26 protein-coding genes and 1 tRNA gene are annotated in these 24,103 nt (G+C 68.8%); 6 read left to right on the top strand and 21 right to left on the bottom strand.

Annotation, left to right across the window (positions count from 1 at the left end; all coding sequences use genetic code 11):
* Positions 1 to 104: 104 nt before the first annotated feature.
* The 4 genes from ESP57_RS08620 to ESP57_RS18415 all read right to left on the bottom strand — a co-directional run bounded on the left by ESP57_RS08620 (position 105) and on the right by ESP57_RS18415 (position 2,000).
* Positions 105 to 920 (bottom strand): inositol monophosphatase family protein, encoded by an 816-nt coding sequence (locus ESP57_RS08620; protein WP_129231246.1) that lies wholly within the window; start codon positions 918 to 920, stop codon positions 105 to 107.
* Between the two features lie 86 nt (positions 921 to 1,006).
* A tRNA-Tyr gene (locus tag ESP57_RS08625) sits at positions 1,007 to 1,091 on the bottom strand.
* An 80-nt stretch (positions 1,092 to 1,171) separates the two neighbouring features.
* Entirely contained in the window at positions 1,172 to 1,831 is a 660-nt protein-coding gene (locus ESP57_RS08630; protein ID WP_082571137.1) for a PH domain-containing protein, read from the bottom strand.
* Between the two features lie 4 nt (positions 1,832 to 1,835).
* Positions 1,836 to 2,000 carry a hypothetical protein gene (locus ESP57_RS18415; RefSeq protein WP_165877421.1) on the bottom strand — a complete coding sequence of 55 codons (165 nt, stop codon included), beginning with the start codon at positions 1,998 to 2,000 and terminating at the stop codon, positions 1,836 to 1,838.
* Positions 2,001 to 2,213: 213 nt separating this feature from the next.
* Here ESP57_RS18415 and ESP57_RS08635 point away from each other — a divergent pair, with 213 nt between their 5' ends.
* Both ESP57_RS08635 and ESP57_RS08640 read left to right on the top strand, forming a co-directional pair.
* The gene (locus ESP57_RS08635) at positions 2,214 to 3,233 is read left to right on the top strand and encodes a LacI family DNA-binding transcriptional regulator (RefSeq protein ID WP_056006002.1); all 1,020 of its coding nucleotides are present in this window, start codon (positions 2,214 to 2,216) and stop codon (positions 3,231 to 3,233) included.
* A gap of 88 nt (positions 3,234 to 3,321) precedes the next feature.
* A complete protein-coding gene (locus ESP57_RS08640; protein ID WP_022891219.1) occupies positions 3,322 to 3,810 on the top strand; it encodes a YajQ family cyclic di-GMP-binding protein in 489 nt (162 codons plus the stop codon).
* A 130-nt stretch (positions 3,811 to 3,940) separates the two neighbouring features.
* On the opposite strand, the gene ESP57_RS08645 is transcribed toward ESP57_RS08640, so the two are convergent.
* The gene (locus ESP57_RS08645) at positions 3,941 to 4,918 is read right to left on the bottom strand and encodes a type IV toxin-antitoxin system AbiEi family antitoxin domain-containing protein (protein ID WP_129231247.1); all 978 of its coding nucleotides are present in this window, start codon (positions 4,916 to 4,918) and stop codon (positions 3,941 to 3,943) included.
* 242 nt (positions 4,919 to 5,160) lie between these two features.
* Positions 5,161 to 6,216: an alpha/beta hydrolase gene (locus ESP57_RS08650; protein ID WP_129231248.1), complete on the bottom strand. Its 1,056-nt coding sequence runs from the start codon at positions 6,214 to 6,216 to the stop codon at positions 5,161 to 5,163.
* A gap of 169 nt (positions 6,217 to 6,385) precedes the next feature.
* Between ESP57_RS08650 and ESP57_RS08655 the strand changes: the two genes are divergently transcribed.
* Positions 6,386 to 6,775, top strand: a complete 390-nt coding sequence (locus tag ESP57_RS08655) for a hypothetical protein (RefSeq protein WP_129231249.1) — start codon at positions 6,386 to 6,388, stop codon at positions 6,773 to 6,775.
* The gene (locus ESP57_RS08660; RefSeq protein WP_129231250.1) at positions 6,766 to 7,629 is read left to right on the top strand and encodes an HTTM domain-containing protein; all 864 of its coding nucleotides are present in this window, start codon (positions 6,766 to 6,768) and stop codon (positions 7,627 to 7,629) included. Before ESP57_RS08655 ends, ESP57_RS08660 begins: the two co-directional genes overlap by 10 nt.
* On the opposite strand, the gene ESP57_RS08665 is transcribed toward ESP57_RS08660, so the two are convergent.
* From ESP57_RS08665 to ESP57_RS08720, 12 genes are all read right to left on the bottom strand, one after another.
* On the bottom strand, positions 7,552 to 8,418 hold the full coding sequence (locus tag ESP57_RS08665) for a type II secretion system F family protein (protein WP_165877423.1): 867 nt from the start codon (positions 8,416 to 8,418) through the stop codon (positions 7,552 to 7,554). The genes ESP57_RS08660 and ESP57_RS08665 overlap by 78 nt on opposite strands.
* 16 nt (positions 8,419 to 8,434) lie before the next feature.
* Positions 8,435 to 9,391 carry a type II secretion system F family protein gene (locus ESP57_RS08670; RefSeq protein ID WP_129231252.1) on the bottom strand — a complete coding sequence of 319 codons (957 nt, stop codon included), beginning with the start codon at positions 9,389 to 9,391 and terminating at the stop codon, positions 8,435 to 8,437.
* The gene (locus ESP57_RS08675) at positions 9,388 to 10,917 is read right to left on the bottom strand and encodes a TadA family conjugal transfer-associated ATPase (RefSeq protein ID WP_129231659.1); all 1,530 of its coding nucleotides are present in this window, start codon (positions 10,915 to 10,917) and stop codon (positions 9,388 to 9,390) included. The genes ESP57_RS08670 and ESP57_RS08675 overlap by 4 nt, the downstream gene beginning before the upstream one ends.
* Positions 10,904 to 12,178, bottom strand: coding sequence for a CpaE/TadZ family protein (locus tag ESP57_RS08680; protein ID WP_162248724.1), 1,275 nt, complete (start codon positions 12,176 to 12,178; stop codon positions 10,904 to 10,906). The genes ESP57_RS08675 and ESP57_RS08680 overlap by 14 nt, the downstream gene beginning before the upstream one ends.
* Before the next feature lie 77 nt (positions 12,179 to 12,255).
* A complete protein-coding gene (gene cpaB, locus ESP57_RS08685; protein WP_056006031.1) occupies positions 12,256 to 13,038 on the bottom strand; it encodes a Flp pilus assembly protein CpaB in 783 nt (260 codons plus the stop codon).
* Positions 13,039 to 13,074: 36 nt separating this feature from the next.
* On the bottom strand, positions 13,075 to 14,136 hold the full coding sequence (locus ESP57_RS08690; RefSeq protein WP_056006034.1) for a pilus assembly protein TadG-related protein: 1,062 nt from the start codon (positions 14,134 to 14,136) through the stop codon (positions 13,075 to 13,077).
* The gene (locus ESP57_RS08695; RefSeq protein ID WP_268753179.1) at positions 14,136 to 14,567 is read right to left on the bottom strand and encodes a TadE/TadG family type IV pilus assembly protein; all 432 of its coding nucleotides are present in this window, start codon (positions 14,565 to 14,567) and stop codon (positions 14,136 to 14,138) included. Before ESP57_RS08695 ends, ESP57_RS08690 begins: the two co-directional genes overlap by 1 nt.
* Positions 14,568 to 14,592: 25 nt before the next feature.
* Entirely contained in the window at positions 14,593 to 14,799 is a 207-nt protein-coding gene (locus ESP57_RS08700) for a Flp family type IVb pilin (RefSeq protein WP_056006040.1), read from the bottom strand.
* Between the two features lie 283 nt (positions 14,800 to 15,082).
* Positions 15,083 to 15,754, bottom strand: a complete 672-nt coding sequence (locus ESP57_RS08705; protein ID WP_129231254.1) for a prepilin peptidase — start codon at positions 15,752 to 15,754, stop codon at positions 15,083 to 15,085.
* A gap of 63 nt (positions 15,755 to 15,817) precedes the next feature.
* Positions 15,818 to 17,197, bottom strand: coding sequence for an FAD-dependent oxidoreductase (locus tag ESP57_RS08710; protein ID WP_056006045.1), 1,380 nt, complete (start codon positions 17,195 to 17,197; stop codon positions 15,818 to 15,820).
* A 16-nt stretch (positions 17,198 to 17,213) separates the two neighbouring features.
* On the bottom strand, positions 17,214 to 18,338 hold the full coding sequence (locus ESP57_RS08715; protein WP_056007731.1) for a polyprenyl synthetase family protein: 1,125 nt from the start codon (positions 18,336 to 18,338) through the stop codon (positions 17,214 to 17,216).
* An 89-nt stretch (positions 18,339 to 18,427) separates the two neighbouring features.
* Positions 18,428 to 19,135: a class I SAM-dependent methyltransferase gene (locus tag ESP57_RS08720; protein ID WP_129231255.1), complete on the bottom strand. Its 708-nt coding sequence runs from the start codon at positions 19,133 to 19,135 to the stop codon at positions 18,428 to 18,430.
* Positions 19,136 to 19,176: 41 nt separating this feature from the next.
* On the opposite strand from ESP57_RS08720, the gene ESP57_RS08725 reads away from it, so the two are divergent.
* Positions 19,177 to 20,496: an isochorismate synthase gene (locus ESP57_RS08725; protein ID WP_243648463.1), complete on the top strand. Its 1,320-nt coding sequence runs from the start codon at positions 19,177 to 19,179 to the stop codon at positions 20,494 to 20,496.
* Positions 20,497 to 20,508: 12 nt separating this feature from the next.
* Here the strand turns inward: ESP57_RS08725 and ESP57_RS08730 are convergent, their stop codons facing one another.
* From ESP57_RS08730 to ESP57_RS08740, 3 genes are read right to left on the bottom strand one after another with little or no spacing between them, the layout of a single operon-like run.
* Positions 20,509 to 21,363: a polyphosphate kinase 2 family protein gene (locus ESP57_RS08730; protein WP_129231256.1), complete on the bottom strand. Its 855-nt coding sequence runs from the start codon at positions 21,361 to 21,363 to the stop codon at positions 20,509 to 20,511.
* Between the two features lie 39 nt (positions 21,364 to 21,402).
* Positions 21,403 to 23,289: a 2-succinyl-5-enolpyruvyl-6-hydroxy-3-cyclohexene-1-carboxylic-acid synthase gene (gene menD, locus ESP57_RS08735; protein WP_129231257.1), complete on the bottom strand. Its 1,887-nt coding sequence runs from the start codon at positions 23,287 to 23,289 to the stop codon at positions 21,403 to 21,405.
* Positions 23,282 to 23,737 (bottom strand): PLDc N-terminal domain-containing protein, encoded by a 456-nt coding sequence (locus tag ESP57_RS08740; protein ID WP_082571141.1) that lies wholly within the window; start codon positions 23,735 to 23,737, stop codon positions 23,282 to 23,284. The genes menD and ESP57_RS08740 overlap by 8 nt, the downstream gene beginning before the upstream one ends.
* A gap of 73 nt (positions 23,738 to 23,810) precedes the next feature.
* Between ESP57_RS08740 and ESP57_RS08745 the strand changes: the two genes are divergently transcribed.
* The gene (locus ESP57_RS08745) at positions 23,811 to 24,086 is read left to right on the top strand and encodes a DUF4229 domain-containing protein (RefSeq protein ID WP_115958965.1); all 276 of its coding nucleotides are present in this window, start codon (positions 23,811 to 23,813) and stop codon (positions 24,084 to 24,086) included.
* Positions 24,087 to 24,103 lie beyond the last annotated feature (17 nt).

Raw genomic sequence — 24,103 nt, forward strand, 5'->3', positions numbered from 1 at the left:
GTAAAGACTACCCGTTCTCAGTCGCTCATGCCACGTCGAACCGCGAACTCCGCCTGTCAGAACGCTGCACGTCCACGAGATCCGCGGCGATCGCGGGAGATGCGTCAGGCATCGACACCGGCGCGTCGCAGCGCCTCGGCGATCTCCTCGTAGAGCCCGGGCGCCGCGGCGATCACGAGTTCGAACGTCGCGGCTCCCCCGCCGGGGCCACCGACCTTCGCGCCCGCCTCGGCTGCGATCAGCGCGCCGGCCGCGTGGTCCCACGGGTTCAGTCCGCGCTCGTAATAGGCGTCGAGACTGCCCGCGGCCACCGCGCACAGGTCGAGGGCGGCCGAGCCGATGCGACGGATGTCCCGCGCGAGCGGCAGCAGCTCGAGCAGCACCTCGGCCTGGGCGCGTCGCACCTCGGCCGCGTACCCGAACCCCGTGCCGAGGAGGGCGTGGCTCAGCGGGACATCCGTGTTGACCTGCAGTCGCCGACCGTCGAGCCACGCTCCGCCGCCGGCGCGGGCCTCGAAGACCTCGCCCGTGCTCGGATTCACGACGACGGCCGCGAGCGCCGTCCACCGCGCCGGATCCGCCGAGCCCTCGACCACCGCGATGCTGATCGCCCACGCGGGAATGCCGTAGAGGAAGTTCACGGTGCCGTCGATCGGGTCCACGACCCAGTTGACGCCGCTCGTTCCGATGCGGGCGGCGTCCTCCTCTCCGACGAAGCCGTCGTCGGGTCGCGCCTCGAGCACGAGACGCCGGATGAGCGCCTCGGTGTCACGGTCGACCGCGGTGACGACGTCGACCGGCGACGACTTCGTCTCGGCGACGCTCACCCCGCCGCGTCGCGCCTCGAACGCGAACTCCGCCGCCTGCAGCGCGATGCGCCGAGCGAGGTCGAGCAGGGCAGCGGATGCGTCGTCACTCATGTTGACACGCTAGCCCGCCGGGATCCGCGGCGCACCGGGGTATCCGCCCCTGAAACCACGAAAGCCCCGGCTGACCGGGGCTTCTTTGGTGGCGAGTGAGGGATTCGAACCCCCGAATGCTGAGCAGTCTGATTTACAGTCAGATCCCTTTGGCCGCTTGGGTAACTCGCCATCGCACCCGACCACGTTCTGCACACAACCGGGGGCCTGTCAAGGATACCCGCCGAGGGCCGGTGCGAGAAATCGACGGCCTACGACCGCCACCAGGGCATCTCGGCGGTGTCGTTCGGGTCGCGCGGCGGGGTCGTGTCGTAGCGATCTGGCTGCGGCGCGGGGTCGTAGCGCGGCGGTACCGGCGTCGGCGCGGGCGCCGTGTCGAACTGCTCGCTGCGGCCGATCTGCCGGGCGGGGCCGCGCAGGCCGGAACGCTGGATGACGCGCTGGATCGTGGCGCCGCGCTGGTCGGGCGACCCGACGAAGCGGATCTCGCGAAGCCCCTGGTCCTGCGCGGCGGACTCGAACACGAAGTGCCCGTAGCCGAACACGCGGCCGATGAGCGGGGTGTGCACCGAGATGTCGAGGATGCGGGAGATCGGCATGGTGGCGATGCGCTGCGACAGGATCCCGTGTACGCGGAACACGCGCATGTTCGTGATCACGAAGCGGTCCATGCGGGCCTGCAGGATGCGCCAGAACCCGTGCAGGAAGAGGAACAGCGCGAGGAAGATGGGGAACCAGTACAGGGGCTGCGGCACCCACGCGAGCAGGATCAGCGCCGGCACGGCCAAGGTCATCTCGAGCATCGCCCCGACGACCGCCGCCCAGTGCTTGCGCACTTCGTCGACGATCACCTCGCCCTCATCGGCGATGAGGTGGCGCTCGACGCGCGGATCGAACCCGAACACGCTCATGGCGTCATGAGGCGAGTGAGCTGAAGAACCTGCCGACGGCCTCGGTGGCCGAGACGACTGCGCCGAACGCGCCTTGCACGACGTTGGCAGCGTCTTCAGGACGACTGATCATGTAGAACAAGGCGAAGATCACGACCAACGCCACGGCGATGCCCTTGAGCCACTTCACGGGTGCTTTCCCTTCGAGACGGCGACAAGGGGCGAGCCGCCACCCCCGTGAGCCAGCCCCGACTCGTATTTCTATCCCACCCGCCGCTGCGAGACAACGCGCCACGCGGGGCGCGGCGGGCACGGCCGAGTAGGATTCCCCTGACTCGGCATGGCCGGGGACCGACTCGGCGAGGCCGGGAGATCGACTCGGCATGGCCGGGAATGAGGAGCCATGGCCGGCATCGAAGAGGTCGCGAGACTCGCGGGAGTCTCCACCGCGACGGTCTCGCGCGCCCTTAGCGGACGCGGCCACGTCTCTCCCGGATCGAAGGCGAAGGTCGAAGAGGCCGCGGCGCGGCTCGGCTACGTCGTCTCCTCCAACGCCTCGAGCCTCGCCTCGGGCCGCACCCGCAACATCGGCGTCGTCGTGCCGTTCCTGAACCGCTGGTTCTTCTCCTCGGTGCTCGAGGGCGCCCAGCAGGCGCTGCTGCGCCGCGGATACGACCTCACCCTCTACAACCTCTCCGGCGACGGCCAGGAGCGTTCGAGCGTGTTCGAGCACTTCCTGCTGCGGCAGCGGGTCGACGCGGTCATCGCCGTCTCGCTCGAGCTCACCGAGCGCGAGGTCGCGCGCCTGCACGAGCTCGGCAAGCCGCTCGTCGGCGTCGGCGGCCCGATCCCCGGCGTGCGCACCCTCACGATCGACGACGTCGCCGTCGCCCGCCTCGCGACCGAGCACCTCATCGGGCTCGGCCACACCCGCATCGCGCACATCGGCGGCGACCTCGAGTTCGACATGGACTTCCACCTGCCGACGAACCGCCGCATCGGCTACGAGGGCGCGCTCCGCGACGCCGGCCTCGATGTCGACCCCCGGCTCTTCGCCCCCGCCGACTTCACGATCCGCGGCGGCTACCACGCCGCGAAGCAACTGCTCGGCGCCCCGCACGACCGGCCGACCGCGATCTTCGCGGCATCCGACGAGATGGCCATCGGCTCGATCCTCGCGGCCCGCGACCTCGGACTCGTCGTGCCGCGCGATGTCTCGATCGCCGGCATCGACGATCACGACCTCTCCGACTTCTTCGGCCTCACGACCGTCGCGCAGTTCCCTCGCGTGCAGGGCGAGATGGCGGTCGACATCCTGATGGACGAGCTCGAGCCGGGCGATGCGGATGCCGCGACGCCCGCCGCCACTCCCCTGCCGTACGAGTTGCGCGTGCGCTCGTCGACGGCGCGCCCGCCGGCCTGACGCCGGCCTGACGTCGGTCGAGTAGGCCGCGCCCACGGCCGTATCGAGACCAGCCACGCGGCATCCGCTCGCCGATACACTGGGCGGCATGGCAGATGCAACGTTCGACATCGTTTCCAAGGTCGACCAGATGGAGGCCGACAACGCCCTCCACCAGGCGCAGAAAGAGGTCGCGCAGCGCTACGACTTCAAGAACGTCGGCGCGTCGATCGAGCAGTCCGGTGAGAAGGTGCTGATCAAGGCAAACAGCGAGGAGCGCGCGAAGGCGATCCTCGAGGTCTACGAGGCCAAGCTCATCAAGCGCGGCATCTCGCTGCGTTCGCTCGACGCCGGGGAGCCGTTCCCGTCGGGCAAGGAGTTCCGCATCGAGACCACGATGAAGGCCGGCATCGACTCCGAGAACGCGAAGAAGATCAACAAGATCATCCGCGACGAGGCGCCGAAGAGCGTGAAGAGCCAGACGCAGGGCGACGAGGTGCGCGTCTCCTCGAAGAGCCGCGACGACCTGCAGGCCACGATGGCGCTGCTCAAGGGTAAAGACCTCGAGGTCGCGCTGCAGTTCGTCAACTTCCGGTAGGCGCGCCGCTCCGCGCCGCGCGCTTCGTGTCTCGTTCGCGCGACGTTGTGCGCCGTGGAGGTCTTGCGTTGTCCGTCCTCTGGGGCGCGGACCGTCGCGCGAACGGCCGCTACAGCGCGGTGCCAATGGTTCAGAGCAGGCGAATCGGGCGCCGCACGACAGGAAGCCCGACCGCACGCAGACGGTTCCGCACGGGGAAGCGTTGGCGCATCTCGGTCCAGTCCCATCTGTCGAACCCCCGCAGTTGCCTGCGAATGGCGTTCTCACGGTCCTTCTCCTCGACGACGGTGTGAGCGGATGCCGCGGCATCCGCTTGCCCGAGGTATTTGCCGCGTCCGTCGGCTTCTGCGCCGATGCCGTACTCCTCCCAGTAGAAGTCGAGGAAGGCGCGCTTGCCGAGCTCCGGCAACCAGAGTTCGTGCTGCAGTTCGGGTTCGGGGAACCCCCATTCCTCGATGACGAGCCGACTGCAGGTTTCGAGCGGCGTATCGGCCAGCGTGCTCGATCGCTCCAGCACCGCTCGAACCTTGCGCACGCCCGTATAGCGGCCCATCCGCTCGTGTTCGGCCCACAGTCGTTCGATCGTCGTCTTCGGCGGATGAGTGCGGAGGCGTGTCGTTCGAATCGCTGCATCGACCGCAGTCAGGGCCGCAGCAAGCGGGGCGTCGCGCGCGAACTGTATGACGGATGCCTCGACCGCGGTCACGGCGCACCCCTCGATCGTCTCGATGGCGGGGTCGTGGCACCGCGCGATCGAAATGAGCCCTGTTCGACGGTGGCCGTGTCCATCAGGTGAGAGCACGTGGATGTTCGGCGACCACTCGCCGTAGATCGGGAGCCGGTGCAGCGCCACAGCCGAGTACGAGGCGAAGACCGGCGCGGTCAACGTCTGGCCGGCGGCGAGTACTTGTCGGCGATACGCCATGGCTCGCTGCTCGGCCTTGCTCATCTTCGGGTCGGGTTCGCGCCGGAGGACGTAGACGCCCTTCCGCACTCGGTCGATCTCGCCTGCCGCGAGGGCTCGGTGGAGACTCGATGCAAGGCCGGCTGCCCGAGCATCGCGAGCGAGGATGAAGCCGTTCTCGTTGACGATCAGACCATCGGGCATCTGCTGATCATGGCGAGTCGCGGCATCCGATCTGTGGTGCGCCAGCCTTTTCGGGAGGGGGCCGGAAGCCGTGGCGCCTGTGGAGGCTCAGTGGCGAGCGATGCGTCCTCGTACGGCACTCGCGGAGTCCTTCCCGCGAGGGGATGCGCGGTGGAGGTCGTGCGCGACGTGTCCTCTGCAGCGCAGCTCGTCGCGCGAGCGGGAGCGGGAGCGGGAGCGGGAGCGGGAGCGGGAGCGAGGCCTCAGCGGCGGTGCGGGGCGTAGCCGCGCAGCCACTGCGTGATCGCGTCGTACGCGGCCTCACGCACGGGAGCCCGCGACAGGAACACGTCGTGCAGCGCGCCGTCGATGCGCGCCACGGCGCCGACCTGGCTGAGCCGCAGCGTGCGCTCGGCGACCTCGTCGACGACGAGCACGATGTCGCTCGAGGCCATCGCCGGATCCCAGCGCGCCTGCAGCGTCGATCGCTTCGACAGCAGGGTGAGCACCGGGGCGCCCACGTCGATACGCGCGGCGACCGTGGCATGCCCCACGAGCACGGCGTTCAGCCAGGCCGGGTGCACCGTGAACCCGCGGTCGGGCCGCCACTCGTGGTTGTACTCCCACTCGCCGTCGAGCTCCCTCGAGACCGTGCGGGTGTAGAAGCCCAGGTCGACGTTCGGCAGCGGCGCGAGCGGGTTGACCCTCGCCCCCCAGCCGATGACCGGCGCGAGAGCCTCGCGCCCCATCTTGCTCGCCTGGAACTCGAGCCACGGGCTGTTGAGCACGAGCGCCGCGGCCCGCCCCCGGTGCCGTGCAGCCCAGAGGCTGAGCGTGAGCCCGCCGGTCGAGTGCCCGAGCAGGATCAGCGGCCGACTGTTGCTGGCCCGCGCCGCGGCATCCTCACCGTCGGAGCCGTCGGGCGCACCGTGCCCCATCGCGGCGAGCGCGGCGTCGATGTCGGCGTCGTAGTCGGCGAGGTCGGTGATGAAGCCGGGTGTCTGGCCGGGGCGCAGGCTGCGGCCGTACTTGCGCAGGTCGAGCGCGAAGAAGCGTGCGCCGGCGTTCGACCAGTACTCGGCGAGGCCGGGATTGAAGAAGTAGTCGCTCCAGCCGTGGACGTAGAGCACGTCGGCTCCGGATGCCGCGCCTCGCGCCAATCGCAGGCGCCACGGCGGCCGGTGCCGCACGAGGGTGGCCACGACCTCCCCCTCGTTGTCGCTGCCGAGCGGGAGGGTGAGCTGCTCGAAGCCCGGGCCGAGCACGTCGGGGCGCCAGGTTTCGGGGCTGCGGGGCTCGGGGCGCTCGGACTCCACCATGCCGCCTCCCCTCGGTCTGGCCTCAGCCTAGCGAGGGCGACCCCGGCATCCGTAGCAGGGCTGGTCGGAGTCCTCGATTGCACTCTCGGCCGCGGTCCGTCTCGCTCCTGCCGAGTGGCCCAACAACGTGGGCGTTGGTGCCGGGCAGCGAAGGCCCTAGCGTGAGAGCGTGGGCAGCCCTGACGACGAAGCCGGCGCCGGCGCGACCGGCCGCACGGTGATGTCGTCTGGTCGCCATCTGGGTGGAGTGATCGGAACAGTCGCTATCTGCGCCGTGATCTGCCTGCAGATCGCGCTCCCGCTCATAGCACTGCTCCAACCGCCTCCACAGGAGTTCGGTTTCCAGATGTACTCGTCCCTCGGTGGCGTGACGGCGATCACTGTCGGTGCCGACGGAGTCGAACACCCGGTCGTCGACCTCGACCGGATCGTGGCGAAGGATCGCCCGGAAGTCGATTGGCTACCGTTGCTTCCGGAGGCGATCTGCGAGGCAGACGCTGCCGCGATGAGCGTGCAGGTGGAGCAGTCGGGCCGGGTTCGGAGCATCGAATGCGACTGATCGACATCCGAACCGACGCACGCCCGGTGGCCATCGCCAGAATCGGGCTCGGCATCGCCACGATCCTCAATGCGATCGAGGCATTCACCATCTTGGAACGCGTCTCGGCCGGCTACCTCGCCGCGCCCGTCTTCACCGGGCTGCCCGCGCTCGAACTGCCGTGGCTGATCGCCGGCCTCGTGCTCGCCATCGCAGCGGGGGCCGCGGTGACGATCGGCTGGATGACGGCACCCGCGGCCATCCTCACCGTCGTGCTGAATGCGGCGATCCTGCTCGCCGACCAGCAGGCCTACAGCAGCCACCGGTGGCTCGCCACGCTGCTGATGGCGTATCTCGTGTTCGCGCGCTCGGACTCGACCTGGGCCGTCACTCGGCGCAGTCACGCCACCGTGCCTTGGTGGCCGCAGTTGCTCATGATGAGTCAGCTCTCGGTGCTGTACTTCTTTTCAGCCGTGAGCAAGATGAACCCGACGTTCATCACCGGCGCTCCACTCTCGAAATGGGTGTGGATCCCCCTTCCGTGGCAGCTCTTCTTCATGGCTGCCGTGCTCACCGTCGTCGTGGAGCTCATCATCGCGATCGGCCTCTGGTTCCCCGCGAGTCGCCGGCTGGCGGCGCTGCTCGGCGTCGGCCTCCACATTTCGATCGTGGTGCTCATGAACAACGAGACGTTCGCGCTCGTAGCGTTCGCGATCACGTGCGTGTCGCTGTATCCGCTCTTCCTGTTCCGCCCGCGACTCCGCGGGAACGGCGGCGCCGCCGAGGGACCTGAGGATTCACCGGACCTGGCTGAACGCGTCCATGATCCCGATGACCGCAGGCGCCATGACCACAATGAGGAGGACCGGCAGTAGGCAGAAGATGAGCGGGAAGAGGATCTTGACGGTGACTTTCTGTGCCTGCTCTTCTGCACGCTGACGACGCTTCAATCGCATCTCACCGGCCTGCACGCGGAGCACGTCGCCGAGTGCGATCCCATAGGCATCTGCCTGCACCACCGCTCGGACGAACCGCTTCAGATCGACCGAGTTCGTTCGGTGGTCGAGTTCCAGAAAGGCGTCGCGTCGCGTTCGGCCGATCGACATGTCCTGCAGTACGCGGATCAGTTCTTCGGCCAAGGGACCTTTTCCGTTTCGAGCGGACTTCGCCATCGCCGCATCGAATCCGAGGCCCGCCTCGACGGCGATCGTCATCTGATCGAGCGTGTCGGGCAACGCATTGTTGATCGCGGTCTGACGATCGTGGGCCCTGCTGTTGATGAGCACGTCGGGCAGGGCGAACGCGATCGCAACGAGAACGACGGCGACGAGCACCTTGAACGGCTCGACCCCGCCCGACACGACGAACATCCACCCGAAGATCACGGCGATGGCCGTCAGCACGACCTTCCATACGAGGATGCGCGCCACCGTCCACCCAGCAGGTCTTCCCGCGTGCAGGATCTGGCGCTCGATCCATGCGATGTAGCCCTTCGGGGCCGCAGCGACGAATCTCGTGCCTATCGTCGATTGCTGAACCGGAACGGCGGTCGGTTGCTCGATCTCGGATGCCTCGGTAGCGGGCACCGGCGCCTTCGTCGTCGCTGGGAACAACAGGAAGACGAACACCCCGAACGCCGCCGCGCTGAGCAGTCCGACCACCATGATGAATACGGGCATCTCAGAACTTCACCTTCACCGTGAACGAGATCCAGATCATGCCGACGATCAACAGCAACACGGCGATGACGAGCGAGATGAGGCCCAGTACCGTCTCGAACAGCACGCTCATGTAGCTCGGGCGCGTCGCCATGAGGAGCAGGAACACCGCGATCGGAAGGGCCACGAGAATGATCGCCGAGAGACGGCCTTCTGCCGACAGCGCACTGACCTGGCGCCGGATCTCGTTGCGGTCGCGGATCGTCTTGCCGACCTGGTCGAGCACCTCCGCGAGGTTGCCGCCGGTCTCCTGGTTGATTGCGATCGCCTGAGCGATCCACTCGAAATCGGGGCTCCGCATGCGAGCCGCCGTCGTCAGGAGCGAATCCGCCAGAGGTCGCCCCAAGCGCGTCTCATTCACGACTCGTGCGAGTTCCTCGCGCATGGGTGATTCGGATTCCGTCGCGACAGCGGTGATCGAACGGCTGAGGCCGTGCCCCGCCCGCAGACCGCCCGCGATCATCTGCACCATGTCGTCGATCTGCTCGGCGAACTTCGCACGGCGCTTTGCCGTTCGCATGATGAGGACGACCTTGGCCAGGATCGGAGTGAGCGCTGCGAACAGCAACGCGAGGAGGACTGAAGACCCGTTGGCCAGGCCGAGCAATGCGCCCACCAGCGCGAGGACGGCCGCCGCCGACGTCACGAGCACGAGGAAGCCCGACGGCTCCGACTGCACGCCGGCGAGTTCGAGTTCCTCCTGCCCGAAGAATCGCGATTTGCGACGGGACGCGACCGAGTCGAGCGCACCGACGGTCCGATCGGTGATGCGGGTGAGCGCGGAGACATGCTCGACTCCTGGAGCGCTTCGACGATCGCGTGCGACGCGAGGCGCGGGAGGTGCGAACACGAAGAAGACCGCGACCAGGCCAGCGAGCAGCACGGTGCTGATGCCGAGGATCAGGAGGAGCGGAGTCACCGGATCTCCCCGAGCATTTCGCGATGTTGCACCTGGAAGAGCGCGATGGGAAGCGCGATCCCCTGATCCGCGATCCGTTCCGCGAAGCGAGGCCTGACACCGGTCGGTTCGATGGTCCCTTTCAATCGGCCTTCGTCGTCGTAGCCGGCCGAGTAGTCGAACGAGAAGGCGTCCTGCAGTGTGATGACGTCGCCCTCCATCCCGTGCACTTCGGTGATGGCGGTGATACGACGGACGCCGTCCTTGTGGCGGGTGATCTGAACGATGATGTCGATCGCCGAGGCGATCTGCTCGCGGATCGCGCGAAGCGGCAGCTCCATGCCCGCCATGAGCACGAGCGTCTCCATTCGCGCGATCGCATCGCGCGGCGCGTTGGCGTGCAGGGTCGAGATCGAGCCCTCATGACCGGTGTTCATCGCCTGCAGCATGTCGAGGGATTCGGCGCCACGAACCTCGCCGACGACGATGCGGTCAGGGCGCATGCGAAGGGAGTTGCGCACCAGGTCGCGAATGGTGATCTCGCCACGGCCCTCGATGTTCGGCGGTCTCGACTCGAGACGGACGACGTGCTCCTGTTGGAGCTGGAGCTCGACTGCATCCTCGATCGTCACGATCCGTTCATCGCCCGGGATGAATGCCGACAGCACGTTCAGCAGGGTCGTCTTTCCGGTGCCCGTTCCTCCTGAGACCAGAATGTTGAGCTTCGCCCGCACCGCAGCGTCGAGAACCGTCGCAGCTTCGCGCGTCAGTGTTCCGAACCTGATGAGATCGTCGACGGTGTACGGGGTGCCCGCGAACTTCCGGATCGTGAGCGACGAGCCGTCGACGGCGAGCGGAGGGATGATGGCGTTCACACGCGAGCCGTCTTCGAGTCGAGCATCGACGAGCGGTGATGCCTCGTCGATGCGTCGACCGACCCGCGACACGATCCGTTCGATGACTCGCCGCAATTGCGGTTCACCGGTGAACCGGTACGGCGTCTCCTGAAGCCGACCGTAGCGCTCGACATAGATCTGGTCATGACGATTGACCATGATCTCGCTGACGGATTCGTCGTCGAGCAGTGGCTCGAGTGGCCCGTAGCCGAGGACGTCGGCGCCGATGTCGTCGATGAGCCGGTTCCGCTCCGCGGTCGTCAGGGCGAGTTGTTCCGCGGCGACGATCTCGGAGAGTTCGTGCCGAGCGAGCTGATGCAATTGCTCCTCGGTCAACGAGGAGTCGTTCAGGCGCGACCCGATCCGCCCGAACAGCTCTTGAGCAGCCTTCTCCTTCATCTCCGCAAGCGGGTCCACGGCCGGCGCCGGGCGTCGCAGCGGCACAGAGGCCGGCTGGGATGACACGAAAGCGTTGCCGCTCCGCGGGTCGGGTTGGGTCGGTGACTCCGCCGAGGCGGCGAGCGCCTGGGACTGCTGAGGAAGCACTTGGGCCTTGTCGGGTGGGCTGGGGTAGGCCGCCGCGCGCTCCGAGTCGGAGGTCACTCGCTCCTCTGCGTTGCGAAGGGCGTTCAGCCGATCATTCAGGTTCATTCGATCGCCGCCTTCTCTGGATCCTGCTGCGCTTCGGGAAAGCCTCCGGCGCGATACGAAGCACGATCGAACGGATCGCCTTCGCTGCGGGATCTCGCACATCGTCGTGGATGAGCGGCACACCCCGGTTCGATGCCAGGAGTACGGCTGACGACTTCGGCACTTCGAAATCGACGGGGGCTCCGAGGATGCTCTCGACGTCCTTCGTCGTGAGCCCGCTGTTCTTGTCGGTCTGATTGACGACGATGTGCCGGTTGCCCGGCATGAGGGCGAGTCTGGTCAGCAATTCGAACTCCGTGCGCATCGCACGTAGGCTCGGCACGCCCATGACCGTGACGAACACGGCGTCGGTGACATGCTCCAGCGTGATCAGCGTGTGCTCACCGAGGCCGGGCGTCGTGTCGATGATGACGTAGCGGAACGCTGAGCGGAGCCGGTCGATGAGCTGGGCGAGCGCACGAGGCGACACCTGGTCGCCGAGCTCCGGAGACGGCGCACTCGCCACCACGAAGAACCCGTCCTCGTGGTGTGTGAGGGTCGTCTTCAGCACGAGTTCATCGGCCGCGGCGTCGGCGACCGCGTCGACGATCGTGCGTGCGGGCGAGAGCGCGAGAGCTGCGGTGATATCGCCGAACTGCAGGTCGGCGTCGACAAGCACGACGGAGTTGGGCGCGACCTCGGCGAGCCCGGTCGCGAGGTTGATGGCGATGGTCGTCTTGCCTTGGCCCCCCTTCGGCGCGACGACGGCGATCGCTTCGGTCGGCGTACCGGCGTCAAGTGGCGGGAACTCCCACGCAGGAGCCTCGGGCTCGGGCTCGGGCTCGGGCCGGGGCTCGGGCTCGGGCTCCTCAGGGACTGGCGCGGAAGAATCGACGCCACTCTCGAGGCCAACGTCGAGGACCCCGAGGATCTCTTCATCGATCTCCAGCGCCGCGGGCGCATCGAAGTCACTCGCGATCGCTCGACCGTTCTCGACAAGCCACTCGGCGAGCCGATCGAGCAGCCTGATCGTGGTGTCGTCGCCGGCGTCGGGGCTCAGGACCGCGTGAAGTGCGAGCTCGTCGACCCAGTCCTCGAGATCCGAGCGCTGCTCACGCACGACGATGAGCCCGAGATCCGGATGCTTCGCAGTGAGGGCTTCGACGAGGCCTCGTGTCTCCTCGTAGTTGAGCACGGGCCCGAGGAGCGCGATGCGCGGGCTCCCGGCTACGCGGCTCACGACCGAGTCGGGGCCGAAGGTGAGGAATTCCCCCGGGATCACGGCAAGCCGTTCGCCGAGCAGAGACTGCAGACGAGTCTCATACTCGGCGGAACGACTGACCAACAGGTAGGCGGACACTAGAACGCGTTGCTCCCGGTCACCGGCTCGGTACCGGTATTGACGGTCTTGTCGTTCTCGAGGGTGAGCCACATCTGCGCGTAGCTCGCCGCCTCGCCCTCGGTGAACCACACCCATCGTTCGATGTCGTGAGCATTCAAGGCGATGGTCACCATGATGCTGTCACCGGAGTTCTGCTCGGGTTGCGCAGCGGCGTCTTCGGTCTCCGTATCCGCTTCGCCGTTCGCCTGCACCGCGACCGCTCCCTGAACCTTCGTGACGAGCACGTTGTGGAAGGCGAACTGCGTGATCGGGTTCACCACGTCCTCCTGATCGCCGACCTCGTCCGGATCGACCGTCCCGACGAGCCCGATCGTGTCGCCGGCTCGAACCTGACCGCCGACCACTCGATCGGCGGGGAGCGTGAACGACATCAGCTGCATGCCGTCGGGGATCACGACGTCGCCCCGCGCCGCAAGTTCGAGCGGGTCGACGAAACGCTCGACGAGGAGCTGCTCGCCGGGGAGCAGCTCGGCGTCCGCGACGAGTCCGCTGATCTCCTCGAGATCCGTGACCTGTCCGGCGGCGAGGTTCTTCGTCGGAACGGTGTCCAGCTCGACGAAGTCGCCGACCGCGGCGCCTGCGGTGCCCTTGGGGATGGGTTGCTGAACGATGTAGACGTCGGCCATCTCCATGCCTTCGGCAGCTCGAGCGTCAGCACCGCGCACATAGGTGATGATGACGAACGCGCCCAGCGCCGCGAGCACGAGAGCGACGATCGCACCGATGATTCGGGTCTTCATTGGTTCGGGTCCTATGGATTCGGTGATCTAGGGAGATCAGTTGACGAGGGTCGTCTTCGGCACGGTCGGTCCGATGAACCAGTTCGGGTTCACTGTCGTGTACTCGATGAACCTTCCGAAGAAGGCGAGTGAGCCCCAGTCCTTGGGCTTGGTCGGATCCTTCTTGTCTTCACACTTGACGTCATAGAAGGGAGTGCTCTTCGGTGCGCAGTAGTCGACCTGATCCGAGCCGTTGTCCTTGACGTGGATACCACTGACCTCGAAGACCGCGAACTTGTCGATGCAGTAGGTCTTGCCGGCCGGCGGAGTCGCTGGGGCGCAGGCGCTCGCAGTGTTGTACACGGGCACGTAGATGGTCTTGCCGACGAGGCACGCGAACAGCTTCTCGGCATTCGACTTCAACGAGCTCGGAAGCGAGCCCAGGTTGCAGCCGAGTTGGGTGACCGCCTCGGCGAGTTCCTGATCCGACACAGAGCACTTGCCCGTGTTTCCCGTCGTGATGGTGACGAATTCGTACAGTGCGACGTCCTTCGAGCACGAGGCGGTGCCGTCATCGAGCCATCCGAAGCCGCCCGTTGCGAAGCCGGGGCAGGTGACGTTGTCGATCGGAATCCACGCGTTCGTGCCGCTGCCGCTCGTCGGGATGCTGCAGTGGCCGATCGCCCACGGTACGACTGGGCCCTTCGTTCCGGGAACCCACTTCGCGGTCGCGCCGGCGCCGACATCGCTCTGCGCCATACCGATCGCCGCGGCGAGCGGATGCTTCATCGCGAGCGTCGCCGCCGGTACCGTGACGGTGTCCGAGGTATAACTCAAGGCGCCGACCGTCGGTGCCGGCCCGATGAGGTTTCCGCCGGTGACCGAAAGCGCAGCAGCACGCGCGCCGGTCTTGTCGGTCGCCGAGGCGCAGTTCGAGTGCTTCGCGCAGTACTGTGCAGCGGCGAGTGCGCCGGCGTCTGCGGAGTTCTGCAGCTGGGCGCGTTCGGAGTACATCGCGCCGACGTCGACGGCGATCGCGCCGAAGCCGATGAGCACGACGAGCATGAGGCCCACGAGCACGGCGCTCGCGCCGTGCTCGTCTCCTCGGAGGCGATCCATCATTCGATGCATGCCATCTGTCCATTCGCAGAGAGGGTCGGGCCGAGCATCGAGGTGAAGAATCCCGTCAGCGACGGCATCGGGATGCTCGCTGTCGTGGACACGCTCTTCGACGCTGCGAGCGCAGCACTGTAGTTGGCCTTCGAACTGTCGCAGCCCTGCAGGAGGGTGATGCCGGCACCGGCGACGGTCCAATCGACGGTCGGCGCAGCCGACTCGCCGATGGCGATAGCTGAGGCAACGGTTCCTGGGGGCGTGTCCGCTTGATGCACGACGTAGTGCCTCGCCGATTCGCGCGCCGAATTCGCCAGCGACACCTGCTGGTTGAAGACCCAGCCGAAGTCGATGATTCCGAGGAGCAGGAAGCAGAGCGGCAGCAGCACGAGTGCGAACTCGACTGCTGCCGCTCCCCGTTCACGGTCTCTGGTCACGTGAATCGCGCGCGGTGAGACGGGATCAGGTCGCCGGGGTGTTGCCGGTCGTGATGGCGTCCGAGACGTCCTGGAACGCCTGCTGGATCTGACCGCCGAGCGTGAACACGACGACGACGATGACCGCAGCGATCGCGGCGACGATGAGGCCGTACTCGACCGCGGTCGCGCCCTCTTCTTCGGTGCGGAGCGAGTTGATGCGCGCCTGAATGCGCGAGTATGCCTTGAGCATTTCGGGTTCCTTCGGGTTCAGGGGTTGCTGTGACGACCTGGGTGGGGTAGTCAGTTGAAGGTAGCCGTGCGCATACGGCGAAAGAATGCCCCCCTTCGGGGGCATTGCGGGCAACACACGCAAAGAACCGCCCAGGTGCGCCGATATCCGCGCAAGATCCGACGACGTGTACCCCGCTCTGGGGGTACTCGATGTACCCCGCGATGGGGTACGCGTACCCCGGTTTCGGGGTACGTCGTGTACCCCGAAATCGAAGCGGAGACTGGCCTCCTCTAACGACGGCTCAGCCTGCCGGCCCCACGAACACCACCGCAACGAGCGCCCCGACGAGCATCGATGGCCCGAACGGGATCGACCCGCGCAGCGTCACCCGTTTCAGCAGGAGCGCGACGATCGCTACCACTCCCCCGACGACGAAGGCCGCGAGCAGCCCCACGAGCCAGGCTGACAGCCCGAACCATCCGAGCAGCAGCCCGATCACGAGCGCGAGCTTCACGTCGCCCATGCCCATCGACGCGGGCGAGATGAGAGCGAGCAGGAAGTACACCGCGAACATCGCCGCCGAGCCGACGAGCGCCCACACGAGCGACATCCAGATGCCCGTCGCCCACGTCGCCGGCACGAGCAGCACCGCGACCGCGCCGAGTGCCGGGAAGACGACGGCGTTCGGCAGGCGTTTCTCGGCGAGGTCGACGATCGAGAGCACCGTCGCGCACGCGGCGAACGCGAGCAGGGCCGGCAGGGTCCACGACACCCCGAACCGGAGGGCGAGCGCGCCGAAGACCACGGCGGTGGTGATCGAGGCAGCAAGACGCACGGTGCGCGGCGCGAGCCGAGGCATCCGCTCGCCCTTCATCGACCGTTCGGTCCAGACGGCGAGCGGCCACCATCCCAGCGCGAAGCCGAGCAGCACGGCCGCGATCGTCACGACGAGGCTCGACCAGGCGAAGGGCATGGGTTGGAGCGTAGCGGGTCGCGGGGTCTCGATACGGCGCTGGCGCGCCTACTCGACCGGCGGCTACGCGTCAGCGCGCGAGATGTCGACCATCTCGCCGCGCGGCACGACCTTCACGCGCACGCGACCCTCGGCCGAGCCGAGCGCCTGCTCGTGCTCGTCGAGCCGGTGCCAGCCGTCGAGGTCGGTCCAGCGGATGCCGCGCGACTCGAGCAGCTCGATGACCGACTCCTCTGACGGGGACTCGGGGTCCCACCAGTTGCCGAGGTCGTTGATGAGGTGCTTGATGGTCTCCATGGCGTCGGACTTGGTGTGCCCGATGAGGCCGACGGGCCCGCGCTTGATCCAGCCGGTCGCGTAGACGCCGTACATCTGGCGCGCCTCGCCGGTCTGCTTGTCGCGCGTGAGCACCTGACCCTCGTGGTTCGGGATCACGCCGAACTTCTTGTCGAAGGGGATCCCGGGCAGCGGCGAGCCGAAGTAGCCGACGGCGCGGTAGACGGCCTGCACCGGCAGCTCGCGGAACTCGCCGGTGCCGACCACGCCGCCCTCGCCGTCGGGCGCGGTGCGCTCCCAGCGGATGGCGCCGACCCGGCCCTCGCCGTCGTCGACGAGTTCGAGCGGCTTCGCGAAGAAGTGCAGGTGAAGACGGCGCGACGCCTGGCCGACCTCGCGCTGGCGCCACTGGTTCAGCACCTTGTCGATGACGAAGACCTGCTTGTTGCCGGCGACGGCGGCGCGTGCGGCGTCGTCGTAGTCGAAGTCCTCATCGTGCAGGATCATGTCGACGTCGCGGAGCTCGCCGAGTTCGCGCAGCTCGAGCGGCGTGAACTTCACCGAGGTCGGGCCGCGGCGGCCGAAGACGTGCACGTCGGTGACGGGCGAGGCCGCGAGACCGGCGGCGACGTTCGCGGGGATCTCGGTCGACATGAGGTCTTCGACGTGCTTGGCGAGGATGCGCGCGACGTCGAGCGCGACGTTGCCGTTGCCGATGACGGCCACCGACTCGGCGTCGAGCGGCCACGTGCGCGGGAAGTCGGGGTGCCCGTCGAACCAGCTGACGAACTCGGCCGCGCCGTAGGAGCCCTCGAGTTCGGCCCCCGGGATGTTCAGCGAGGCGTCCTTCACAGCACCGGTCGCGAAGATCACGGCGTTGTAGTGCTTCTTCAGGTCTTCGAGCGTGATGTCCTCACCGAACTTCACGTTGCCGAAGATGCGGATGTCGCCGCGGTCGAGCACCTCGCGGAGCGCGGTGATGATGCCCTTGATGCGCGGGTGGTCGGGCGCGACGCCGTAGCGCACGAGCCCGTAGGGCGCGGGCAGGTGATCGAAGAGGTCGATCGAGACGTCGAAGTTGCGCTCGGCCTTCAGCAGGATGTCCGCGGCGTAGATGCCGGCGGGGCCTGCCCCGACGATCGCCAGTCTCAGCTTGTTCCTCGTCACGTGCGTGGTCTCTCCATCAGCTCTCGCGCTCGACGACCGTCTCTGCGAATCGTGTGAGCGCCTTCTTCACACTGCCCTCGGGCAGCGGCGCGAGGGCGGCGACCGCCTCGCGCGCCCAACGGTGGGCCTCAGCGAGCGTAGCGCGCGTAGCTTCGTGTTCCCGAAGTTCGGCGACGATCGCGTCGATCGTCTCCTTCGAGGGCACGATGCGCGAGGCCATCGTGTTCGTGTCGATCGGGTCGGCGGCAGCGAGCGGGCCGGTGGCGATGACCACGTCGCGTTCGATGCGCTCGAGCAGTGCAGCGGATGCCGCGTCGGTGCGGGCATGCTCGGCGAGCCGGAGCATCGGCAGCGTCACGACACCTGCGCGCAGGTCGGTGCCGGGCACCTTGCCGGTCTCGGCGGGCTGCGGCGAGAGGTCGATGACGTCGTCGACGAGCTGGAACGCCACGCCGATCTTCTCGCCGAACTCGATGATGGGTGCTTCGAAGCCGGGGTCTGCGCCCGAGAAGATGATGCCCGACTGCGCGGCGGCCGCGATGAGCGAACCGGTCTTGTCGGCGAGCACCTGGATGTAGTGCGCGATGGGGTCGTCGCCCGGCTGCGGGCCGACGGTCTCGTGCAGCTGGCCGAGCACGAGCCGCTCGAAGGTGCGGGCCTGCATGCGGATCGCGCCCTCGCCGAGGCCGGCCATGAGCTGGCTGGCGCGCGCGAAGAGCAGGTCGCCGGTGAGGATGGCGACGGAGTTGCCCCACACCGCCTGCGCACTCGGTACGCCGCGGCGCCGGTCGGCGTCGTCCATGACGTCGTCGTGGTACAGGCTCGCGAGGTGCGTGATCTCGATGGCCTCGGCCGCGGTGACCACGTCGTCGGTCACTCCCGCGCCGAGCTGCGCGGTGAGCAGCGTCAGCATGGGGCGCACGCGCTTGCCGCCCGCCTGGAGCAGGTAGCGCGTCGAGACATCCGCGATGGTGTCGGCGAACCGGACCTCTTGCAGGAGGCCGGCCTCGACGCGATCGAGCCCGGCGTCGATGGCCTTCACCATGGCCTTGTCGGCCGAGGTCGCGAAGACGCGCTCGCTGAGCCCGAGATTGGCGGCGAGCGATGAGCCTCGACGGGCGACCGGGTGACTCGGTTTCACGCTCACTAGCCTATCGGGGTCGATCTGCACGGACGCGCGACGGCCGCGGCGAACCGGAGCCGTGCCGATCGCCGCTCAGGCGAGTGCGCTCAGGCGTGCGGCTTGGTCGCGCGGTGCAGGGCCACGACGCCGAGGGTGAGGTTGCGCCACGCGACCTCCGTGTAGCCGGCCTCGCGGATCCACGCGGCGAGGGTGCGCTGGTCGGGCCACGCGTTGATCGACTCGTTGAGATAGTCGTAGGCCGTGTCGTTGGAGCTCGAGAGCTTCACGAGCGGCGGCATGACGTAGCGCTGGTAGATGCCGTAGCCCGTGCGCACGAGCGGCGCGGGCGGCGTCGAGAACTCGCAGATGACGAGCCGGCCGCCGGGCTTGGTCACGCGGAAGAACTCGGCGATCGCCTGCTTCGGCTCGTTGACGTTGCGCAGGCCGAACGAGATCGTCACGGCGTCGAACTCGTCGTCGCCGAAGGGCAGCTTCGTGGCGTCGGCCTCGACGAACACGAGGTTCTGCACGGCGGCCTGGCGTTTGCGACCGACCTCGATCATGCCGGGCGAGAAGTCGGCGGCGACGACGGATGCCCCCGACTTCGCGAGGCTCGCGCTCGAGGTGCCGGTGCCCGCGGCGACGTCGAGGATGCGCTGGCCCGGCTTCGGGTCGACGGCACGCGTCGTCGCGACGCGCCAGAGCGGGGCGTTGCCCACCGAGAGCACGTTGTTGGTGCGGTCGTAGCTCGCGGCGACGCGATCGAACATCGCCGACACCTGGTCGGGCTGCTTGCCGAGATCTGCGCGGGTCATCCCTCGATCCTACGGCGCGCGGCCGGGCGTAGGCTGGGGCGGTGAGTCAGACGGATGACGCGGCGCGAGCCGCGAGTGCTCGGCTCGTCGTTCGCACCGTGGCCGTCGATGAGACGGAGCCGCTGATCCCGCGCGCCGATCCGCGGCATCCGCTCGTCTGGATGCGCCGTGGCGAGGGCATCGTGGGGCTCGGCGAAGTCGTCCGCATCGAGACCACGGGCGCGACCCGGGTCGAAGACGCGGCAGCGGCGTGGACCTCGCTCGCCGCCCTCGCCGAGATCGACGACCGCGTCGGGCTGCCCGGCACCGGGCTCGTGGCGTTCGGCGCCTTCGCGTTCGCCGACGAGTCCGAGGCGACGAGCGTGCTCATCGTGCCCGAGCTCGTGATGGGTCGACGTGACGGCCGCTCATGGGTCACGAGGATCACGCTCGACCCTGCCGACGAGGTGACGGATGCCTCCGGCTCCGCCGACGACGCCGAGCTCGAGGTCGTGCTCCCCGAACCCGCGCCGAAGCGGCAGGTGCCGCGCGTGGCGTTCACCCCCGGCTCGATGCCCCCTGAGGCATACGAGACGGCCGTCGCCGAGGCCGTGCGGCGCATCGACGCCGGCGAGCTCGAGAAGGCCGGCCGACTCGAAAAGGTGGTTCTCGCCCGCCAGCTCGTGGGCGAGCTGCATGAGGACGCCGGGCTGCGGGCCACGATCAACCGGCTCGCCGAGGACTACCCCGACACCTGGGTCTTCGCCGTCGACGGGCTCATCGGCGCGAGCCCCGAGACCCTCGTGCGCGTCGACCACGGCACCGTCTCCGCTCGCGTGCTCGCGGGCACGGCGTCGCGCGGCGCCGGCGAGGCCTCCGACCGCGAGCGGGCGCTCACCCTCGCCGCATCCGAGAAGGACCGGGCCGAGCACGCCCTCGCCGTGGAGAGCGCCGTGAAGCGGCTCGCCCCGCACACCGCCCGCCTCGACACGAGCCCCGAGCCCTTCACCCTGCAGCTGCCGAACCTCTGGCACCTCGCCACCGACCTCAAGGGCACGCTCGGCGACGGCTCGAGCTCGCTCGATCTCGTGCGGGCCGTGCACCCGACGGCCGCCGTCGCCGGCACCCCGCGTCGCATCGCGCTGCCCGCGATCGCCGAGCTCGAGGGCTTCGACCGCGGCCGCTACGCGGGCCCGGTGGGATGGATCGACGGCGGCGGCGACGGCGAGTGGGCGATCGCGCTGCGCTGCGCGCAGGTCGACTCCGACGGCACCGTCACCGCCTATGCCGGTTGCGGCATCGTGCACGACTCCGTGCCCGCCGACGAGCTCGCCGAGACCGTCATGAAGTTTCGGCCGATCGTCGAGGCGTTCGGCGGCTGACCGCGGCCTGGTTCAGCTCGCGGCGAGCCGCGCCTGCTGCTCGGCGACGTCGTAGTCGGCCTTCGGCCAATCGAGATCCATGCCCTCGAGCGCGTCGATCAGCAGGTGCTGCACGGCCAGCCGCGCGTACCACTTGCGGTCGGCGGGCACGACGAACCACGGGGCATCCGGGGTCGCGGTGCGCTCGAAGACGAGCTGGTAGGCCGCCGCGTAGTCGTCCCAGAGCAGTCGCTCGTCGACGTCGCCGGGATTGAACTTCCAATGCTTGTCGGACCGCGCGAGCCGCTCGGTGAGCCGCGCCTTCTGCTCGTCGCGCGAGATGTGCAGCATGACCTTGATGATCGTCGTGCCGGTGGCGGTGAGCTCGGCCTCGAACTCGTTGATCGCCTCGTAGCGCCGCTCGATCTCCTCGGGCGAGGCGAACTCGCGAACCCGGCCGATGAGCACGTCTTCGTAGTGCGATCGGTCGAAGACGCCGATCATGCCGGCGCCCGGCACCTGCTTGTGGACGCGCCAGAGGAAGTCGTGCTGGAGCTCTTCGGGCGTCGGCTTCTTGAACGCGGCGAGCTGCACGCCCTGCGGGTCGACGGAGCCCATGACGTGCTTGACGATGCCGCCCTTGCCCGCCGTGTCCATGGCCTGCAGCACGAGCAGCACGCGCCGCTCGTCGCCCATGCGACTCATGGCGAAGAGCTGCTCCTGCAGTTCGGCGAGGACCTCGGCGCCCTCGGCGAGCGCCTCCTGCCCCGCCGCCTTGTCGCCGTCGAAGCCGGGGCTCGCCCGGGTGCCGGTCTTCGCGAGCTCGAAGCCGTCGCCGACGCGCAGCAGCTCGGCAGGGTCGGCGGTCCAGTACTTCTCGCGGCTCATGGCTCCATGATGCCGAGCGAGCGGATGCCGCGGCAAGCGTCAGCGCGGAAGCGGGACCTCGAGGATCGACGGCCCGTCGACCCGGGTGCCGAGCGCATCGTGGAGCTCGGACCGAGTGGTCGCCCGCGTGTACCTCCAGCCGTAGGCGGCGGCGAGCGACGCGAGGTCGACGTGCTGCGGCGTGAACTGCACGCGGTCGAAGGCATCGGCAGGGGCGGATGCCGCGACCTCGAGCGAATCGAAGATGGTGCCGCCGCCGTCGTTGCCGACGATGAGCTGCACGCGCGGCCGGTGCTCGCCCTCGCCGAGCAGCATCGACCCGACATCGTGCAGCAGGGTGAGGTCGCCGATGACGGCGCGGGTCACGCCGCCACGGGCCGCGAGTGCGGGCGACGATGCCGTGGCCGCGGCGTGAGCTGCGGCATCCGCTTCGCTCGGAAGGCCGGCCGATGCGTCGCCTTCGCCCGGGTGCGCGACCTGGCTCGCGATCGCGATGCCGATCGCGGTCGCCACGGTGCCGTCGATGCCGGCGAGCCCGCGATTGGCGTGCACGGGGATGCGGCGTCCGGGCACCGCCCGGTCGGCGTCGCGGATCAGTCGCGAGGCGCCGAAGAGGAGCCGGTCGTGCGGCCACGTCGCCGACCACACGGCATCGACGAGCATGCGCCGGGTGATGGGCGCCCGCATCGCAGCGAGCTGCGCCTTCATGTACTCGCGCTGCGCCTCGAAGTCCGACGCATGGCCGGTCTCGTCGACGCCGTCGCGCTGCAGCGGCACGGTCGGGAGCCCGGCCTCGACGAGCATGCGGCTCGCGCGCACCCAGCGGCCCGTCCACGCGCGTTCTTCACTGCTCTGCGGTCGCGTCTCCGTGTGCACGGCGCGTTCGAACCGGGCGACGCGGCGCCCGGGGTTGAACCACTCGATGCCCCACGGCGCCACGACGATCGTCTCGACGCCCTCTCGCTGCACGAGTGCGGGCACCTCGCGCGAGAGCGTCGGGTGGCCGAAGACCACGACCCGCTCGATCTCGTCGCCGAAGCCCGGTTCGTGCAGCAGTTCGCGGTAGGCGACGACGAGGTTCGGTCCGAAGTGTGCGCCGCTCGAGACCTCGGCGATGAGCGGCCAGCCGCCGTCGCGCGCGAACTCCTCGGCGCCCGGCCCCGCTCCGGCGCCGGCCACGACGATCGTGCGCGGACCGGATGGGATGGGCGCGCTGTGCCCCTCGCTGTTCCCCGAGCCTGCCGAAGGGGCCCCGGCCCGAGTGGCCCCGCGTGCTTCGACAGGCTCAGCGAGCAGACCACGCTCAGCGAGCAGATCCGCCGTGATCGCCGAGGACAGCGGCTCCCGCAGTTGCAGGTTGAGGTGCACCGGGCCCGGGCCCGGGTGCGGCACCGGCCGGCCGTCGGCGTCGCGGCCGAGCGCTGCGGCGACGGCCTCGCGGGCGAGGCGCGCCGCGGCATCCGCTTCACCGGCGCCGCCGTCGGGAGCCGCGACATCGCGCTCGAGCCGCACCGCGCCCGCGAAGATGCCGGGCTGCATGGTCGTCTGGTTCGAGCGGATGCCGCGCAGCTCCGCCGGACGGTCGGCCGAGAGCACGATCAGCGGCACGCCCGAGTGATGCGCCTCGAGCACCGCGGGGTGCAGGTTCGCGACCGCCGTGCCGGAGGTCGTGATGACCGGCACCGGACGACCCGACTCGACCGCGAGGCCCATGGCGAGGAACGCCGCGCCGCGCTCGTCGATGCGAACGTGCAGGCGCACGGCGCCGGCCCGTTCGAGTTCGGCGGCGGCGAGGGCGAGGGCCTGCGATCGCGAGCCCGGCGCAACGACGAGATCGACGACGCCCTCGCGCACGAACGCCGCGAGCAGCGCCAGCGCGCTGTCGCTCGCGGGGCTCGCTGGGGTTCGACGGTCGGGCTCAGCCATTCGGCCGGCCGGACGGACCGGGCTCACCCGGCGTCTCGGGGGTGTCGGGTCGCTGGCGCTCGGTGCCGGGGGTGCCGGCGGTGCCGGGCGTGCCGTCTGGCGGCGAGACGTCGCCGGTCGCGGCGTCGCGATCGAGTTCGGCGAGCTCCTGCTCCATGCGGCGGATGCGCTCCGCCTGCTCGGCCTCGGTGCCGAGTCGGCGCAGGAACTCGGCGTCGTCGTCGGGAGCCACCGTGCGGCTGCGACCGCCGGGGATGCGCCCGGCACGGCCCCGCCCGATGATGAACCAGAGCAGGCCGCCGATGATCGGCACGAAGACGATGACGACGATCCACCAGCCGCGGCTCAGCCCGCGGACCCGTGAACGGTCGAAGAAGGCGCAGTCGGCGATGGCGTAGATGGAGAAGACCACCGCGGCCACGATCAGCACCACGTACAACCGCACCATGGCCCCAGTCTAGGCGTGTGCGCGGGGTTCCCGGCTGTGAGTGCGCTCAGCCGCGCCGACCTAGACTGATCGGGTGAAATCCGTGCCCGTCTGGATCTGGTACACCGCGCTGCGGGTGCTGCTGTTCGCCGTTCCGCTCGCGGTGCTCCTGATCGCGGGCGTCAACGTCTGGGTCTCCGCGGCGATCGCCGCACTGTTCGGGCTGAGCGCGTCGCTCATCTTCCTGCGCCGTGCGCGCAACGCGATGTCGAGCGACCTCTACGCGGCCCGCCACCGCGAGACGCCGGTCGTGAACGCCGACGACGAGGCCGAAGACGCCGCGCTCGAACGCGGCGTCGACGAGCGCTGATCGCACCACCGGTCGAG

Source organism: Agromyces fucosus (genome assembly GCF_004134865.1).
In the GTDB taxonomy this organism is placed as follows: domain Bacteria; phylum Actinomycetota; class Actinomycetes; order Actinomycetales; family Microbacteriaceae; genus Agromyces; species Agromyces fucosus.

What these genes read in the sequence shown, in the direction of transcription:
- ESP57_RS08720 (WP_129231255.1), bottom strand. Translation starts at nt 19,135, where the DNA reads ATGACCCGCGCAGATCTCGGCAAGCAGCCCGACCAGGTGTCGGCGATG.
- ESP57_RS08705 (WP_129231254.1), bottom strand. Translation starts at nt 15,754, where the DNA reads ATGCCCTTCGCCTGGTCGAGCCTCGTCGTGACGATCGCGGCCGTGCTG.
- ESP57_RS08690 (WP_056006034.1), bottom strand. Translation starts at nt 14,136, where the DNA reads ATGGATCGCCTCCGAGGAGACGAGCACGGCGCGAGCGCCGTGCTCGTG.
- ESP57_RS08740 (WP_082571141.1), bottom strand. Translation starts at nt 23,737, where the DNA reads ATGGTGCGGTTGTACGTGGTGCTGATCGTGGCCGCGGTGGTCTTCTCC.
- ESP57_RS08700 (WP_056006040.1), bottom strand. Translation starts at nt 14,799, where the DNA reads ATGCTCAAGGCATACTCGCGCATTCAGGCGCGCATCAACTCGCTCCGC.
- menD (WP_129231257.1), bottom strand. Translation starts at nt 23,289, where the DNA reads ATGGCTGAGCCCGACCGTCGAACCCCAGCGAGCCCCGCGAGCGACAGC.
- cpaB (WP_056006031.1), bottom strand. Translation starts at nt 13,038, where the DNA reads ATGAAGACCCGAATCATCGGTGCGATCGTCGCTCTCGTGCTCGCGGCG.
- ESP57_RS08650 (WP_129231248.1), bottom strand. Translation starts at nt 6,216, where the DNA reads ATGGTGGAGTCCGAGCGCCCCGAGCCCCGCAGCCCCGAAACCTGGCGC.
- ESP57_RS08675 (WP_129231659.1), bottom strand. Translation starts at nt 10,917, where the DNA reads ATGAACCTGAATGATCGGCTGAACGCCCTTCGCAACGCAGAGGAGCGA.
- ESP57_RS08640 (WP_022891219.1), top strand. Translation starts at nt 3,322, where the DNA reads ATGGCAGATGCAACGTTCGACATCGTTTCCAAGGTCGACCAGATGGAG.
- ESP57_RS08645 (WP_129231247.1), bottom strand. Translation starts at nt 4,918, where the DNA reads ATGCCCGATGGTCTGATCGTCAACGAGAACGGCTTCATCCTCGCTCGC.
- ESP57_RS08730 (WP_129231256.1), bottom strand. Translation starts at nt 21,363, where the DNA reads ATGAGCCGCGAGAAGTACTGGACCGCCGACCCTGCCGAGCTGCTGCGC.
- ESP57_RS08630 (WP_082571137.1), bottom strand. Translation starts at nt 1,831, where the DNA reads ATGAGCGTGTTCGGGTTCGATCCGCGCGTCGAGCGCCACCTCATCGCC.
- ESP57_RS08665 (WP_165877423.1), bottom strand. Translation starts at nt 8,418, where the DNA reads ATGGTGGTCGGACTGCTCAGCGCGGCGGCGTTCGGGGTGTTCGTCTTC.
- ESP57_RS08660 (WP_129231250.1), top strand. Translation starts at nt 6,766, where the DNA reads ATGCGACTGATCGACATCCGAACCGACGCACGCCCGGTGGCCATCGCC.
- ESP57_RS08635 (WP_056006002.1), top strand. Translation starts at nt 2,214, where the DNA reads ATGGCCGGCATCGAAGAGGTCGCGAGACTCGCGGGAGTCTCCACCGCG.
- ESP57_RS08620 (WP_129231246.1), bottom strand. Translation starts at nt 920, where the DNA reads ATGAGTGACGACGCATCCGCTGCCCTGCTCGACCTCGCTCGGCGCATC.